Below are 14,145 nucleotides of genomic sequence, written 5' to 3'. Positions count from 1 at the left end.
TTCCTATAACCTCCCGGATTCCAGGAACGCCTGGAACCCCTCCTTGATCTCCCGGGCACCCAGGGGGATATTGGGGACGGCGGCATTTCCGGGCAGGGCAAGGGCATGGACAAAGAGGGCACCGCCGAAGGGGGTCTGCAACGCCTCCCGCAGCTCCTCCCGGGACGCAGCCTTCACAGAGTTACAGATACCGAATCCACGGGCCACCAGTTCCAGATCGACACAACCGGCCGTCAGGGTCGGTTGATCCCCCGTGGAACCGTAGGAGGCATTGTCAACAGCAATAATGGTCAGGTTCCCCGGTCGGGCCATGGCGACCGTCGCCAGGGTCCCGGGATTCATAAGCAGACTGCCGTCCCCGTCAATGACGAAAACCGGTTTGTCCGTTGAGAAGGCCACACCGAGACCGATGGGCGTCGCCAATCCCATGCTGCCCAGCATGTAGAAATTCGATGGTTGGGGAAGGAGGGCATGAAGTTCCTTCGACGGGACCCCCAGATTGCAGATCACCGCCTGCCCTTCCAGTTCGGGACAGAGGGTCGAAAGGACCCCATAGCGGGTCAGGACCGGGGCCGGATTCTCCCGACCCCGTTCAGGATCGATCGCTTCACAATGGCGGCGTTTGAGGCTCTGGGAAATCTCCAGGGGGGAGCCTTCCCAGAGGGCCGGGCTGAGCAGGAAAGCATGGATCCGTTTCTCCCGGTAGAGAGACTCCAGTTCCTTCCCGATGGCGGGGATCGCTTCGGACCGGTCGATCAGAGTGTAACCGATCCCCACGGATTCAAAAAGCCCCGGCAGGACCTTGCCCATCGGAACCTGGGCGTCGATCCCCTCCTTATAGACTCCCCGCTGACTGACGAAAAGTGCCAAGGGAAGTTCATAGAATCCGGTCAGGGAGAGAAGGGCGTTGATCATATTGCCGATCCCGGAGCTTTGAACAATCATGGCCGGCCGCCGCCCGCCCAGGGCCGCTCCGGCACAAATCCCGACGCCGTCTTCTTCCCGGGTCAGAGGGATGCGGTCAATCGATGCATCCGCAAGGGCGATCAGGTTGCGCACCCGGTCACAGGGAAGGGTCGCTAGAAGATCGACGCCCGCCCCTTTCAGAATCGAAATCAGCTCTTTTTCAGGACTGTGCATAAAAGTTCTTCGATTTCATCATCCGTAATATTTTTCGAGATTGCGTCTCCCGCCACCGGGACGGCACGTCCCGCACGCCGGATGGCCCTTTCCCCACCCCCGGTGATATTGAGCAGGATCAGCTCGTCGGGAGAGACCTCTTCCGCCGCTACGGCCTCTTTCAGTGCCGCCAGGGCAATGGCCGACGCGGGAACGATATCGACCCCTTCCGTTTCTTCGAAGAGCGTCCGGGCCTCGGCCATCCCTCCGTTGGTAATCCCGTACATGTTCCCCCCGGATGCCGTCAAGGCATCGTAGACCCCCCCCAGAATCGAATAGGCGGGATAACGACTGGACAGAACCCGGGTGGAAATCTTCTCAATCAGGCCCGGATCAAGGTCCTCAGGTTTCAGATTCCGTTCCCCCCGTCTCCAGGCATGAAACATGGGTGCAAAGGGGAGATTCTGTGCCAGGTGGAGACGGGGAAGCCGGTTCCCGAAACGGCCGTCCCGCAAAAACCGTTCCGCCATCTCCCAGGTGGCCACCGCCCCGGCGCCGCTCCCGACTGCCTGAAAATAGGCATCGGGCAGGCGGCCGAGGAAGGAGACCGCTTCCATCAGTACGACACCGAGTCCGTCCCGCTTGGCCGAATTGCGTACCCCTCCTTCGAAGGGAATACCTGAAATCCGGGCGATCCGCTCGGCCACATCGATGGCGTCGGCATAGTCACCGTCCTGCAGGACAGCCGTCGGAACGGACTCCTTCGACTTCAGAAACCACATCTCATGAAGACACATGCGTGGAACCACAATGAACACGGGGAAATCGGTCCGAATCGAAAGGTGGGCAAAGGCGCGGGCGGTATTCCCCGCCGAGGCGACGACGAGGCCGCCCTTTCCAAGTTCCCGTGCGTTTTGCAGAACAACCTCGGCCTCGAACTCTTTGAAGGTACAGGTCTCGATCTCCGCCCCCTTTTCCGGCCGGAAACCGTTGAATACGACAAAGAGATGCCGAAGTCCAAGACGCCGCCCCAGCCCCTCCGCGTGATAAACCACCGGTGCGGCGGTATCTTCACGGGGTGCATGCACCGGAAGCCAGTTGAAGCGCCAGATCCCCCGACGCCCCTCAAGGCGGAACCGCCGGTCGGGAAATTCACTTTTCATCAAGGCATCGGGACAATGAACCCCGGAAGCGGACTCTTGCGGCTGCAAAAGAGCACCGCATTTCCGGCAATGCAGAAGATAGTCGCTCATCACTGTCACTCCCCGGCAAGAAATTCCACCGTTACGTTCCGCGGCACCGCCAGACCGGCCTCAACCTCCAGGGCCTTCAGGATGCCCGACGGGACCGGACAGGCCGTGTGTTTCAGACAGGTTGAGGCCTTCTCATAGACCCGGTTATCGGAAAACCGGATGAAGGCATCCTGCATCGTCAGGGATGCAATTTCCTCTCCCAATTTCCGTACCATTTCACAATTGGACTCGATCGTTACCCGAAAGTGCTGCCTGTCCTTTTTTTCGACCGTCACGAGAGCGGGAAAACCACAGACGCCCGGGTCGATTTTCACACGGGTCATTTTCGACGTCTCACCCCTTGATCGTCACCGGCAAATGGTCCTTCTCCAGCAACGACTTGAGATTGGGAAAAGGATCCTTCATGTGCGGAATATGCATCGCCTTCATGAATTCCTTTTCAAATTCCGGCTCCACGGCAATCTCCAGGAACCGGACCCACCGGGCCTTTTCGCCGGCCTCACGTCGTTTCCCCAGGTTCAGCAGGGCCATGATCGCCCCGTCGCCGGCGGCATTCCCCACGGCATAGACCTTTTCGATGGCACAATCGGGGAACATCCCGAGGGTCATCGAGGCCTCCGTATTGATATGACTCCCGAAGGCCCCCGCCAGAACCACCCGGTCGAGTTTTTCGATCCCCATCTTCTGCATCATCAGTTTCGCCCCGGCGTAGAGTGCCCCCTTGGCGAGCTGCAACGCCCGGACATCCCCCTGCGTCACGGTGATGTCGCTCCCGATGGAGGTTTCATCCGCCCAGGCCAGGACGTACTCCGGTTTGCCGTCGGCATCCTTCCGGATGCGGGGTATGTCAAGATCCTTGACGAATTTCCCGGACTTGTCGATGACTCCCGCCTTGAACATCTCGGCAATCACGTCGATGATGGCGGAACCGCAGATCCCCTTGGCATTGACATCCTTGATATGGGTATGCCAGTCGGCCTTGCCGATCACCTTGTACTGTGGCTCTTTCGTCTCCGGATCGATCCGGACCTTTTCAATCGCTCCCGGGGCGGCTCGCATTCCGAACTTGATCTGGGCCCCTTCAAAGGCCGGTCCCGTAGCGCAGGAAGTGGAACAGACCGCATGCTTGTTCCCGAGGAGGAGTTCACCGTTCGTCCCGATGTCGATAATCAGGACATTGTCCTCGGAATTGTACGGCTCTTCGGCGATGAGAACCCCCACATTGTCGGCGCCGACAAAACCGGCCTCAATGGGAAGGACATGAATGTAGGAAGCTTCATTGATTTGAAGTCCCAGATCCCGTGCCTTGAGATCAACACAATCCTGCACGGCAGGAATAAAGGGAGACCGTCCGATGTAGACCGGGTTGAATCCCAGGAAGATGTGATGCATGGCGGTATTAAAAACCACCGTCATATCGACGATGGAGGTACCGCCGGGCGTTCCGTTGGAACGGATGTCGGCGGTAATCTTCTCAATCAGATCGTTTAAGCCCTCGATGATTGCCTTCTGCATGATCGCAAGACCGTCGTCATGGGTCATGGCGTAAGTAATCCTCGACATGACATCTTCGCCGTACGGGACCTGGGGATTCATCATCGATTCGGTGTTAAGCACCTTGCCCGTGTTCAGATCACACAGATAGGCTGCCACCGTCGTCGTCCCGACATCCACGGCCAGACCGTAGGAGACGTCCACAAAATCCGGCTCCACCTTGATGATCTCTTTGCCTTTCCAGACCGAAACCGTCACCTCCCAGTTCCCGGCCCGAAGAATATCCTGGAGCTTCTGGAGGACCAGATAGTCTATGGCAAGGTTTTCCAGGTTGTACTCCATTTTCAGCGCCCCCAGAATCCGTTCAAGATCCCCCTTGGAAAGATCGTGCAGGGTCGGGGCATCCAGCCGGATACAATATTTTTTCACGGCGGGGTCGAGGGCGATCGTAATATCTTTTGCGGCCTTGCGAACGATCTGTTTCCCGGCACGGGACTTTTCCGGCACGAAAAGTTTCACATCCCCCCGCACCTCGGCGGCACAGGCCAAACGCATTCGGGGTCCGTCTTCCGGTTTGATGAATTTGCGTTCCACGTCCGTCAGAGGAGACAGATGGGACATTCTTGATTCCATGGCATCTTTTTCAAAATATCCTTCCTCAACACGGACCTTGCATTTCCCGCAGGTCCCCTTGCCGCCACAGACTGATTCCAGATCAACCCCTAAACGCTGGGCCGCATCAAGGAGGGTTTTCCCTGCATCCACTTCCCCCCGACTTCCCGAGGGCTGAAAATTCACTTTATATTTGCTGCTCATCTTTATACAATCTCCATAACATCTTTCGGTTTGGTCCTCCCTTTCGCCCGCCCGTAGGGGCAGATCTGCAGGCAGAGACCGCAATTGGGCCGATCCGTCACTCCCCGGGCCCCCTCTTTGTGTACACGACACCGGTGGGGCTTGACCAGGCCGCTGTAAGGGTCCCGCCGGGACCAGGTTTTGCCCGTGATCGCCTTCGACGGGCAGTAGTCAACACAAAGCCGGCAATTGCCGCAACGGCTCTGTTCATAGGGAATATCGCTCTTCAGGGGCGCATCGGTCAGGACCGTCGCCAGGGAAAGCCGCGGCCCGAAATGGGGACTGATCAGTAACCCATTCCGCCCGATCCAGCCGATCCCCGCGCAGGTGGCTGCCATCTTGTGGGTCAAAAGGGAATAAAGTTCGGCAACAAACTTATTCCGGATGCGGTCCGAATCAGGGGGGATACTGAGGGTACGGAATCCCTTCCCTTTCAGATAGCGGACCACTTTTTTCTGCAGCCGGCCCAGATGTTTCAGGGTATCTTCCCGAAGCGTCCGGTCCACCGCGATGGAAACCCCTCGGTTGAGATGACGGATCTCTCCGTCAAGATACGCATCCAGTTCCGCCACACCCACCACGGTCGCCCCGGAACCGAGGAGCATCTTTTTCAAGAATGCACTGCTCACTTCCGTTTTTCCCTGGCTTCCGCTTCTTCCTTCATCTTTTTCAGAGAGCTGACCATGTTGATGGCATCTGCGAGGGCATTGGTCGCGTCATCGGCATAGCCGTCCGCTCCCCATTTCTCGGCGATATCACCGGAAACGGGAGCACCGCCGATCATGATCTTGATATCGGGATTCTTCTTCTTCAGGTCCTCGATGACCTTCTGCATCCCCATCATGGTCGTCGTCATCATGGCGGAGAGGCAGACCAGTTCGGAATCGGTTTTGATCTGTTCCTCAACAAACTGATCCAGCGGCACATCCCGTCCCAGGTCATGGACCTCAAACCCGGCGACATCGAACATCATCTTCACGATGTTCTTCCCGATATCGTGAACATCTCCCTCCACGGTACCGATCACCACCGAGCCTTTCACCCCCAGGTCGAGCTGTTTCACATGGGGTTTTAAGATATCGAGACCGGCATAAAGGGCATCGGCGCACATGAGCAGCTCCGGGACGAAATACTCTTCGGCCTCAAAGAGCTTGCCGACTTCCTGCATCCCGCTGACCAGACCGTCGAAGATGGCATCATTGGGATTGACCCCTTCATCGAGGGCCGCCTGGGCACCCTCCTTGGCCGCATCTTCGTCATACTCAATCACGGCTTTCTCCATTTTCTCCAGGATTTCCCGGGTTCTCTCTTCAGTTGCCATTCCATGCCTCCTGACTATTCATTCATGGTTTCCATCATGGCCTTAAAATTCTCCGCCGGCACCGTGGGCCAGATATCACAGCCGGGCCAGACGGCACTGACGCCGTCTTCCAAACACTTTTGCATCGCCTCTTTGACCAGTTCCGGCGTACCCGAAACAAGCACGTTATAGGGGTCGTAGTTCCCGAAAATCAGGGCATCGGATCCGAGCTTTTTCCGGCTGTCGACCACATCATTCTTCTGGTCAACACTGATGGCCGTCGCACCCGTTTCCACCATCGGAACGACGATGTTGTTCGTCTTGCCGCAGATATGCAGCACACTGGGAACACTGATCTGTTCGAAAATATTCTTGAGATGGGGCAGTATCAGGCTCTTGAAAACCCTGGGGCTCAACACGTCGGAGGTTGCACCCATCTCCCGTACCGTCAGGTAGTCAACACCGGCCGCTTCATACTCCTTCGCAACCGCCACGATCACGCAGGTCAGATCGGCCAGAAGTTTCCCGACCTTGTCCGGTTTCTTGAAAGAAAGTTTCAGCAGATCGTTCAGTTCCATGATCTGACCGGCGAGCGTAAACGGTCCGAGCAGGTAAGAACCGATCGCCACGGTCTCTCCGATGGTTTCCCTGGCGATCCCGATCGCCTCCTTCATGAGGGGGATCCGCCCGCGCGTGACCAGGTCGGAGGGGAGGTTGATCTCCATCTCCTCTTCGCCATGGATTACCTTCTCTTTGATCGTGGGATAGAGCAGGTCGTCCGAGTTCGAATAGGTATTGATCCTTGCGCCCATCGCTTCCGCTTCGACACAGAGGTCAAACGGAAGGACGCAGGCGTCAAACCCGAAAAGCCGGGGCGTCGTCATGGCCGTCTCCGCCATCTGTTTCGCATCGAGATGAACCTGGGCAAACTTGTAGCCGAGCTGGTTCAGCCCTTCCGTTGTCGCATTACCCATCCCGCTGAAACAGGCCGGACGATCCGTCGGTTCCCCCCGAAACAGTCTCAGTACCCGTTCTCTTGATGTCATGGTTTCCGTCAAAACGTTTTCTCCTTCTGATATTAGGGTTATCGATTATCGGGCCTGCGCCTTTTTTCTTGCACCACCGGCGATCATCTTCTCAAGAAATTCCGAAAAGTGCTTCCGGATCGGCAGGTCTTCATTTTCCGAGACCTCCCCGGTTTCATCAAAGACCAGGGTCGAAAGCAGGATGTTTGCCGTGGCCACACCGGGGAAGATCCGGGGCGCCGTCACGATGGGACCGTAAAAATTAAAATCCGACCAGAGGGCCGTCGACATCCCCTGGGCCACAGCATCCATCGCCTTGAAACCGTCGAGCCCCCAGATCTCCTTGGCCTCTTTCCACATGTGGGTGCCATTGGAATAGGCGCTTCCGCAGGGGAGCCCTAACTTCTCTTTGATCATCCGGTTTGCCAGCATGGAGAAAGAGGCAGCGGGAAGATTCATCACCGAGGAATCGACAAGGACCGACTCGAAATCACCCGCTCCCTGATCAAGCAATTTTTCCAATGAGGTCAGCCGTCCTTTCGGAGACTGATCGGCATCATCAAAGGCCTGGACAAATACGTGTTTGATGCCGAGCTCTTTGACCCGCTGCACCTGCCCCGGAATGTCCTTGTCCCAGGGGGTAATACTGTTATAGACAAACCGGTCCTGCAGACCTAACTTCGCCACATATTCCGTCGCGGCCATCCGTTTCTCGGCAACCCACATATCGATGGCGAAGGGCATGTCGGTGGTTTCCACAAAGAAATCGATATAGATCTTTGCTTCCCCGGCGGAATTGGCCATCATGGCCACCATACCGGGAATGCCGGTGGCTTCGGTCAGCTCTTCCTGCTTCCGGATCAGTTCTGTCGCCCGGACGCGGTCGAAATTCCCTTTACGATCCTGCAGGATTCGGTCCTTGTTATGAAACATGGAGGCAATCAGGAGAGGGGGATTTTCCGCCGGTCGGCCTCCAACCTTTAATCCGCCGATCTTGCAAACCTTTTGTTCCGTTTCAAAGGTGAACATATGTATCATCCTTAAATTAAAAATGGGTAAAATCCGCAGGAGGGGGGCAAAAGAGGGGGGATTCCCCCCTCCCGCGGCTGAAGCGCTCAGTAAATCCCGTGATCAAATTTCGGGGGCGGCAGGTATTCCCACTCCTCGCCCTTCCGGAACTTCGTGTCGATGTCAATGCACTTCAAGGCATATTCAAAGGCATAGGGAATTCCCGGACCGTTCGGGACAAAACCGGCCAGGATCATCCCGACGGACGCCGCCTCGAAGACCTGTTCCGACGTTGCACCGGCATTGATCGCCGGTACGACATGAATGATGCAGCGAGGCGAACAGTAGGCGACACCACCGGACATGAACATCAATTCCTTGACGCTCTTGGAAAGTGCGCCCTCCCCGAAAATGCTCGCGTAGAAATCGGCAAAGGTTCGGCCGGGCTCCGGCGTCACGGTATTGATAATCTTGAACATCCTCGGCACGAACCCGCACTTTTCCTGCATATACTGATTTACTTCTTCCAGCGTCATCTTCTTTTCGTCAGCCATGGCAGCTCCTTTCTGCGATTGCCCGGCTGCTCCCGGAGGAACAGTCCGCACAAACATATTTTTGAGATTTTCCCAGAATGTACCCATCACAACCCCCTCTCTCACAAGGTCAATGGGACCTGAACAACACGGACTTACTACCCCCTCTTCGCCTTATGTCAATTTCCACTCCCGCGCGACCTGGATGAATTTCCGAATATTTTCATAAGGGACGGTCGGCGGAATATCGCATCCCGGCATGAGAACGAACCCCCCCTCCGTGCCGGCCCTTTCGATCACCTCCCGGCAGGCCCTCTCCACATCGTCGACCGAGCCCTGAAGCATGACACCGACAGGATCCACATTGCCGGCAAAACAGATCCTTCCGTGGAGTGCCTCATAGGCCTTCCCGATATCGGTTTTGTGATCCAGGCTGATACAGCTCGCCCCGGTCCCGGGCATCACATCCAGGCGGTCCGTCGTATTCCCGCAAATGTGCAGGAGGGTATACGCCTTCTTCGATCTGGCCCAGTCGGTAAACTTTTTCAGGTAGGGAACGGCAAACTTTTCAAACTGCTTGCGGGAAATCAGGTCCCCCGAGGCCGTCGGATCGGCCAGACTGATCACTTCCAGCGTCCCGTCATCAACCAGGGGTTCATAAAGATGGATCAGAAGGTCCGTTGCAAAATCAGTGACCCGGTGGACCAGGTCGGGATTCTTGAAGGTCGCCTTCATCATCGTCTCTTCCCCGACGAAACGTGCCCCGAGGGTAAAGGGTCCCCAGGCCGTCATGCTCACCACATATTTGTCACCGATCTGTTCCCGTGTACGATGCAGGGCATCCTTGACGATATTGAGGGTCGCTTCATTGTCGAGCGCCGATAGATCAAATTTTTCAATGTCCTCCACGGAGGAAACGAGATGTTCCTTCAGATCCGGCGCTCCCATGGAACGAAACTTGATCTCCCCGCCGAACGCAGCGGCGTGAAAGTTGTTGTACCCGGAGCCGGCATAGACAATATCACACAACAGTTTGTCCGACAGGGTCACCAACATATCCGACATCTTCGCTGCATCGGTCGACAACTCCTCGAAACTGCTTTCAAAACTCTTGATGCTCCACATGCCGGCACCGAAGAGAGAAACCGGCACCCGCTCGGGCTTCCCCCCTTCAAAGGCCTGCAAAATAATCTCTCGTGGTGTCATAGGCCGCTCACACTCCTTTCCGGAAAATGAATTAAACGAACGGTTCGAAGAACCTCCAGGACCTCCTCCAGATCCAGAGGTTTGCTGATCGAAAACGCCCCCTCGGGTAACAGACTTTCCCCTGCAAGAATTACAGGGATCCCCGAGATGACTCTCAAAATGATACGTGCAGCCTCCCCCGAAGACATACCGACAGCATCGGAATCGAGGATCACCGCTGCAAAACTCTTTTCAAAAACCATCCGGACGGCCATAGACGCATGGCCGGCAATATCGACACGGTAACCGTCCTCCCGGAGAATCCCGTAGAGATTCTTTATGAAGATCGGATCCGATGAGCATAAAAGGATATCGTTCATACCGTAATAGAACAGCAAATCCCATGCCATAACAGCATCAAACATTTAACCTGTTGATTTAAGAAAGTTAATGTTGAATTTCCCAAAGAGGAGAAGATCTAAGGCGGGGAAAATTACCCCGCCATGCGGGGTACTATACCTCAGGGGGAATCTCGCTATCCTGCGATGTAAGTGCACCGTATTTGCGAAGTTTTAGGTAGAGGGTTTTACGGTTGATGCCGAGGATTTTGCTGGCCCGGGTCTGGTTGCCGCCGGTCTCCCGGAGGACCCTGAGGATACACTCCTTCTCGATCTCCTCCAGCATCGGCTGCGTCCCGGAGGTGGGCGTTGCAACCCGATCGGCGATCGAAAGGTCGTGGACACCGATCGCCTCGCCTTCACAGAGGATCACACTCCGCTCGATTTCATTTTCCAGCTCCCGAACATTTCCCGGCCAGGCATAACGCCGGAGAATCCCCAGGGCATCGGCGTCAATCTTCCAGACCGACTTTCCTATTTTGCGGGAATATTGTTTGGCAAAATGAAGGGCAATGTCCCGGATATCCTCCGGACGTTCGCGAAGCGGCGGAATCTTGATATTAATCACATGGAGGCGATAGAAAAGATCTTCCCGAAAGGTTTTCCGCCGAACCCGTTCCTCCAGATTCTTGTTGGTCGCAGCAATCATCCGGACATCGACCTGCAAGGTCTTGTTTCCGCCCACACGACGGAACTCCCCCCGATCAAGAAAGCGGAGGAGCTTGGCCTGGAGTCCCATCGGCATCTCGGCCACCTCATCCAGGAAGAGGGTCCCCTTATCGGCAACCTCTACGATACCGTACTTGGTCCGGTAAGCCGTGGTAAAGGCGCCTTTTTCATGTCCGAAAAGTTCCGATTCCATGAGGGTTTCGGAAAGGGTGGCACAGTTCAGGGCGATAAGAGGCAGATTATTCCGACGGCTGTGATGCCAGATGGCATTCGCCACCAACTCCTTGCCGGTGCCGCTTTCCCCCTGGATAAGAACCGTGGAGTCGGTGGGGGCGATCTTGCGAATCAGCGTCAAAATCGCCTGGAACTGCGGGCTTTCCCCGATAAATTCAACCTTGGATTCTTTTCGAACCAGCTCCTGCTCAAGTACCCGGCTTTTGTGTTTCAAATTCCCGAATTCACAGGCTCGGTTGATGACGATTTCCAACTCATCAAGCTTGTAGGGTTTCGTCAGATAGTCATAGGCGCCGTTCTTCATCGCCTCGACCGCCGTTTCAATCGTGGCCTTCCCCGTCAAGACGATCACCGGCGGCGCCGTCGGGTCCTTACGCAGCCGTTTCATCACGGAAATTCCGTCCAGTCCCGGCATCAGAACATCGAGGAGAAGCAGATCAAAGACACTCTCCTTCAAAAGTTTCAGCGCCGTTTCCCCTTCCGGGGCCACCTCAACGGAAAACCCTTTCCGGGTCAGTTCTTTTTTCAGCAGGCGACGAAAGGGTTCTTCGTCGTCAACGACAAGTATCCGGGCCATGGTTCCCTTTCGCAGGCAGCTTGATAAAGAAGGTCGTGCCGCGGCCGACCTCACTTTCGACATCGATCACCCCGTTGTGTTCCTCTGCAATTTTGTGACAGATGGAAAGCCCCAATCCGGTCCCCTCCCCGACCGGTTTGGTCGTAAAGAAGGGATCAAAAATCTTGTCGATCACCTCGTGTCGGATCCCCGGACCGGTGTCACGAATCGCCACCTGGATCATCTCTTTCGGATCGTTCCGGTTGAGTTCCGTCGTAATCTCGATCTTTCCCCCTTCCGGCGTATGGTAGAGGGAATTAATGATGATATTCATGAAGAGTTGTCGCAGACTCCCCGGTTCGGCACAGATCTTCGGCAGTTCCCGGTTGAGCTGATGCTCAATCCGGCAGTGAAGACGTTTGGCCTTGTGATTCACCAGGAGGATCACTTCTTTGAGCAGTTCATTGATATCGAGTTCCCGGGACTTTCTCCCGTGGGGCCGGGCAAACTCCAGGAGACTTCCCAGGGTCTCCTTGCAGCGAAAGATCTCCTTGTGGATGGTATCCAGATACTCGGGAAAATCCTCAAAGGCTTCCATCCCCCGAAGAGCAGGATCTCCGGCACGATCAAGGAGGGCCTCGGCATAACCGGCGATAATCCCGAGCGGGTTGTTGATCTCATGAGCGATTCCCGCCACCAGCGTCACCAGGGAAGCAAGCTTGTCCGCCCGGAGAAGCTGCTGTTCCAGCCTTTTGCGTTCCGTCACATCCTTGAGATAGTGAAGGACGGCATAGAGCTGTCCCTCATCGTCGAGGAGAGGATAAGCCCAGAAATGGAAGATCTTTCCCTCTCGCCCATGAACCTCCCGGAAGGTCTGGCGCTGCGTGGTTACGGTCTCGCAGCACAGACAGGAAGGACCGACGCCGAGCCGGTCGAGCAGATTCGCGCAATGGAGGTCCGAAAGCCCCGCCATGGTCACCTCTGCCCCCTGGAGCAGGGCTTGATTCGCCCGAAGGATCCGCTGACGATGATCGTCGATCCAAACCATGTCCGTAAATGCATCAAAGGTCTTCTCCCACTCCTTCTTTTCCCTCGAGATCTCCTCGAAGAGGAGGGCATTCTCCAGCGCGATGGAGATCTGTTTCGCCACCGGCAGAAGGATCTGCAGATCCGTTTCCGAATACTTTGCCGCCTCCCGACTATCGAGGTTGAATACGCCGAGCCTCTTCTCCTGGGTCAAAGGAATGCTGATAGTCGAGCGAATCCCCTCGTCGCGCAGCTTTCCGTCTAGCGGGAAGAGCATCTCCGAGAGCAGGTCCCGATTGATCCATGGCCGGTTATGCTTTAAGGCCCAACCGGCCGAGGTCCCCTCGATGGGTGCCTTAACCCCCCGGGTCATCTCCGTCTTCAGCCCCGTATCGAGGGCGAAGATCAACAGGTTCCCCTTCTTCTCATCGTAGAGCAAGAGGCCGGCACGGTCGTATTCAATCAACTTCCGGATTTCCGAAACCATCATCCGGAAGATCGTGCCGATACTCAGGCTGGAATTGATCGTCCCGCTCAATTCATTGGTCAGGGCGATCTGGTTCATCTTCTCTTTGAGCTGGGCAATCAGTTCCGCATTCTCAATGGCGATCCCCAACTGGCTCCCGAGGGCATCAAGAAGTTGCATGTCCATGGCGGTAAAAGAGGAGACCCGCCGGCTCGCCACGGTCAGGACCCCCCGGACGGCGCCTTTTGAAGAAACCGGTACGGAGGCAAAGCTTTGAAGACCGCTCTGATGCAGATCAAAATTGAGCGTTCGGGGATCCTCGGAGGCCTTCTCCACGAGGAGAGGCAGCCCGGAGGTCAGGACCTTCCCGAACAACCCCTGTCCCGGTTCCACCTCCCCTACCGAAGCCAGAAAGGAAGCGTCAAATCCCTGCCGGGCCGCGGGGACAAGATTCCCGGTCTCTTGATCCTGTAGGTGAATCATCGCGGCCTTAATCCCCAAGATCCCGGGAAGCATATCGACGGTCTCCTGCAGGAGCGCGCGGGGTTTTCCACCGCGGCTTAAGATCTCTGCGAAGGTATTAAAGAGAGTCAGTTCCTTGGTCCGCTGGGTGGCACGCTGTTCCAGACGCCGTTGACCGGAGACATCCTGAACCGCCATCAACCGGAAGGTCCCGTCCCCCCAGGGGATGAAAGTCACCTGTGCGGGGAATTCCCCACCGTTTTTTCTCCGGCAGGTCACCTCCCGTTGCAGGGGGGAAGAAAGATCTGCATGGAAAGGATCGGGGGACGAAGAGGAGACGCCGACCGGACTTTCGGACGCTATGAATCGTGCAATCAGGTTATTCGAGGGAAGACCGATCAGATCGGCGGAGGAATACCCGAAGATCTCCTCGACCATACCGTTGTGGGACTTCACTTTGCCGGAGGAATCCAGAAGAAGGAGCGGAATATTCAGACTGTCCAGGATCTCCAGAAGCCGGCCCGACTGATGGTGCATTGTCAACCCCATAATCCGAGTATAC

Annotated in this window: 13 protein-coding genes; all 13 read right to left on the bottom strand. The window is 56.2% G+C overall.

What is annotated here, in order from left to right; translation table 11 throughout:
* Positions 1-3 precede the first annotated feature (3 nt).
* The 13 genes from comD to GXP58_06105 all read right to left on the bottom strand — a co-directional run bounded on the left by comD (position 4) and on the right by GXP58_06105 (position 14,120).
* On the bottom strand, positions 4-1,140 hold the full coding sequence (gene comD / locus GXP58_06165; GenBank protein ID NOY53192.1) for a sulfopyruvate decarboxylase subunit alpha: 1,137 nt from the start codon (positions 1,138-1,140) through the stop codon (positions 4-6).
* Complete coding sequence (locus GXP58_06160; protein ID NOY53191.1) at positions 1,116-2,372, bottom strand: cysteate synthase; 1,257 nt, start codon at positions 2,370-2,372, stop codon at positions 1,116-1,118. Before GXP58_06160 ends, comD begins: the two co-directional genes overlap by 25 nt.
* A gap of 5 nt (positions 2,373-2,377) precedes the next feature.
* Positions 2,378-2,695: a hypothetical protein gene (locus GXP58_06155; protein NOY53190.1), complete on the bottom strand. Its 318-nt coding sequence runs from the start codon at positions 2,693-2,695 to the stop codon at positions 2,378-2,380.
* A gap of 10 nt (positions 2,696-2,705) precedes the next feature.
* A complete protein-coding gene (locus tag GXP58_06150) occupies positions 2,706-4,682 on the bottom strand; it encodes a DUF4445 domain-containing protein (GenBank protein NOY53189.1) in 1,977 nt (658 codons plus the stop codon).
* 2 nt (positions 4,683-4,684) lie between these two features.
* Positions 4,685-5,350 (bottom strand): epoxyqueuosine reductase, encoded by a 666-nt coding sequence (locus GXP58_06145; GenBank protein NOY53188.1) that lies wholly within the window; start codon positions 5,348-5,350, stop codon positions 4,685-4,687.
* The gene (locus GXP58_06140; GenBank protein NOY53187.1) at positions 5,347-6,042 is read right to left on the bottom strand and encodes a cobalamin-binding protein; all 696 of its coding nucleotides are present in this window, start codon (positions 6,040-6,042) and stop codon (positions 5,347-5,349) included. The genes GXP58_06145 and GXP58_06140 overlap by 4 nt, the downstream gene beginning before the upstream one ends.
* A gap of 14 nt (positions 6,043-6,056) precedes the next feature.
* Entirely contained in the window at positions 6,057-7,067 is a 1,011-nt protein-coding gene (locus GXP58_06135) for an MtaA/CmuA family methyltransferase (protein ID NOY53186.1), read from the bottom strand.
* Positions 7,068-7,112: 45 nt separating this feature from the next.
* Positions 7,113-8,075 carry a tetrahydromethanopterin S-methyltransferase subunit H gene (locus GXP58_06130; protein ID NOY53185.1) on the bottom strand — a complete coding sequence of 321 codons (963 nt, stop codon included), beginning with the start codon at positions 8,073-8,075 and terminating at the stop codon, positions 7,113-7,115.
* A gap of 86 nt (positions 8,076-8,161) precedes the next feature.
* On the bottom strand, positions 8,162-8,608 hold the full coding sequence (locus GXP58_06125) for a carboxymuconolactone decarboxylase family protein (GenBank protein NOY53184.1): 447 nt from the start codon (positions 8,606-8,608) through the stop codon (positions 8,162-8,164).
* 153 nt (positions 8,609-8,761) lie between these two features.
* The gene (locus tag GXP58_06120) at positions 8,762-9,793 is read right to left on the bottom strand and encodes a hypothetical protein (protein ID NOY53183.1); all 1,032 of its coding nucleotides are present in this window, start codon (positions 9,791-9,793) and stop codon (positions 8,762-8,764) included.
* Positions 9,790-10,182 carry a hypothetical protein gene (locus GXP58_06115; GenBank protein ID NOY53182.1) on the bottom strand — a complete coding sequence of 131 codons (393 nt, stop codon included), beginning with the start codon at positions 10,180-10,182 and terminating at the stop codon, positions 9,790-9,792. The genes GXP58_06120 and GXP58_06115 overlap by 4 nt, the downstream gene beginning before the upstream one ends.
* 103 nt (positions 10,183-10,285) lie before the next feature.
* Entirely contained in the window at positions 10,286-11,713 is a 1,428-nt protein-coding gene (locus GXP58_06110; protein NOY53181.1) for a sigma-54-dependent Fis family transcriptional regulator, read from the bottom strand.
* Entirely contained in the window at positions 11,628-14,120 is a 2,493-nt protein-coding gene (locus tag GXP58_06105; protein ID NOY53180.1) for a GAF domain-containing protein, read from the bottom strand. The genes GXP58_06110 and GXP58_06105 overlap by 86 nt, the downstream gene beginning before the upstream one ends.
* Between the last annotated feature and the right edge of the window lie 25 nt (positions 14,121-14,145).

The sequence above is a fragment of the Deltaproteobacteria bacterium genome (genome assembly GCA_013151235.1).
In the GTDB taxonomy this organism is placed as follows: domain Bacteria; phylum CG2-30-53-67; class CG2-30-53-67; order CG2-30-53-67; family CG2-30-53-67; genus JAADIO01.
Note: the sequence above shows the minus strand (reverse complement) of the source record. Positions and strands in the feature narration are given on the sequence as shown.

What these genes read in the sequence shown, in the direction of transcription:
- comD (NOY53192.1), bottom strand. Translation starts at nt 1,140, where the DNA reads ATGCACAGTCCTGAAAAAGAGCTGATTTCGATTCTGAAAGGGGCGGGC.
- GXP58_06160 (NOY53191.1), bottom strand. Translation starts at nt 2,372, where the DNA reads ATGAGCGACTATCTTCTGCATTGCCGGAAATGCGGTGCTCTTTTGCAG.
- GXP58_06155 (NOY53190.1), bottom strand. Translation starts at nt 2,695, where the DNA reads ATGACCCGTGTGAAAATCGACCCGGGCGTCTGTGGTTTTCCCGCTCTC.
- GXP58_06150 (NOY53189.1), bottom strand. Translation starts at nt 4,682, where the DNA reads ATGAGCAGCAAATATAAAGTGAATTTTCAGCCCTCGGGAAGTCGGGGG.
- GXP58_06140 (NOY53187.1), bottom strand. Translation starts at nt 6,042, where the DNA reads ATGGCAACTGAAGAGAGAACCCGGGAAATCCTGGAGAAAATGGAGAAA.
- GXP58_06135 (NOY53186.1), bottom strand. Translation starts at nt 7,067, where the DNA reads ATGACATCAAGAGAACGGGTACTGAGACTGTTTCGGGGGGAACCGACG.
- GXP58_06130 (NOY53185.1), bottom strand. Translation starts at nt 8,075, where the DNA reads ATGTTCACCTTTGAAACGGAACAAAAGGTTTGCAAGATCGGCGGATTA.
- GXP58_06125 (NOY53184.1), bottom strand. Translation starts at nt 8,608, where the DNA reads ATGGCTGACGAAAAGAAGATGACGCTGGAAGAAGTAAATCAGTATATG.
- GXP58_06120 (NOY53183.1), bottom strand. Translation starts at nt 9,793, where the DNA reads ATGACACCACGAGAGATTATTTTGCAGGCCTTTGAAGGGGGGAAGCCC.
- GXP58_06115 (NOY53182.1), bottom strand. Translation starts at nt 10,182, where the DNA reads ATGGCATGGGATTTGCTGTTCTATTACGGTATGAACGATATCCTTTTA.
- GXP58_06110 (NOY53181.1), bottom strand. Translation starts at nt 11,713, where the DNA reads ATGTCGAAAGTGAGGTCGGCCGCGGCACGACCTTCTTTATCAAGCTGC.
- GXP58_06105 (NOY53180.1), bottom strand. Translation starts at nt 14,120, where the DNA reads ATGCACCATCAGTCGGGCCGGCTTCTGGAGATCCTGGACAGTCTGAAT.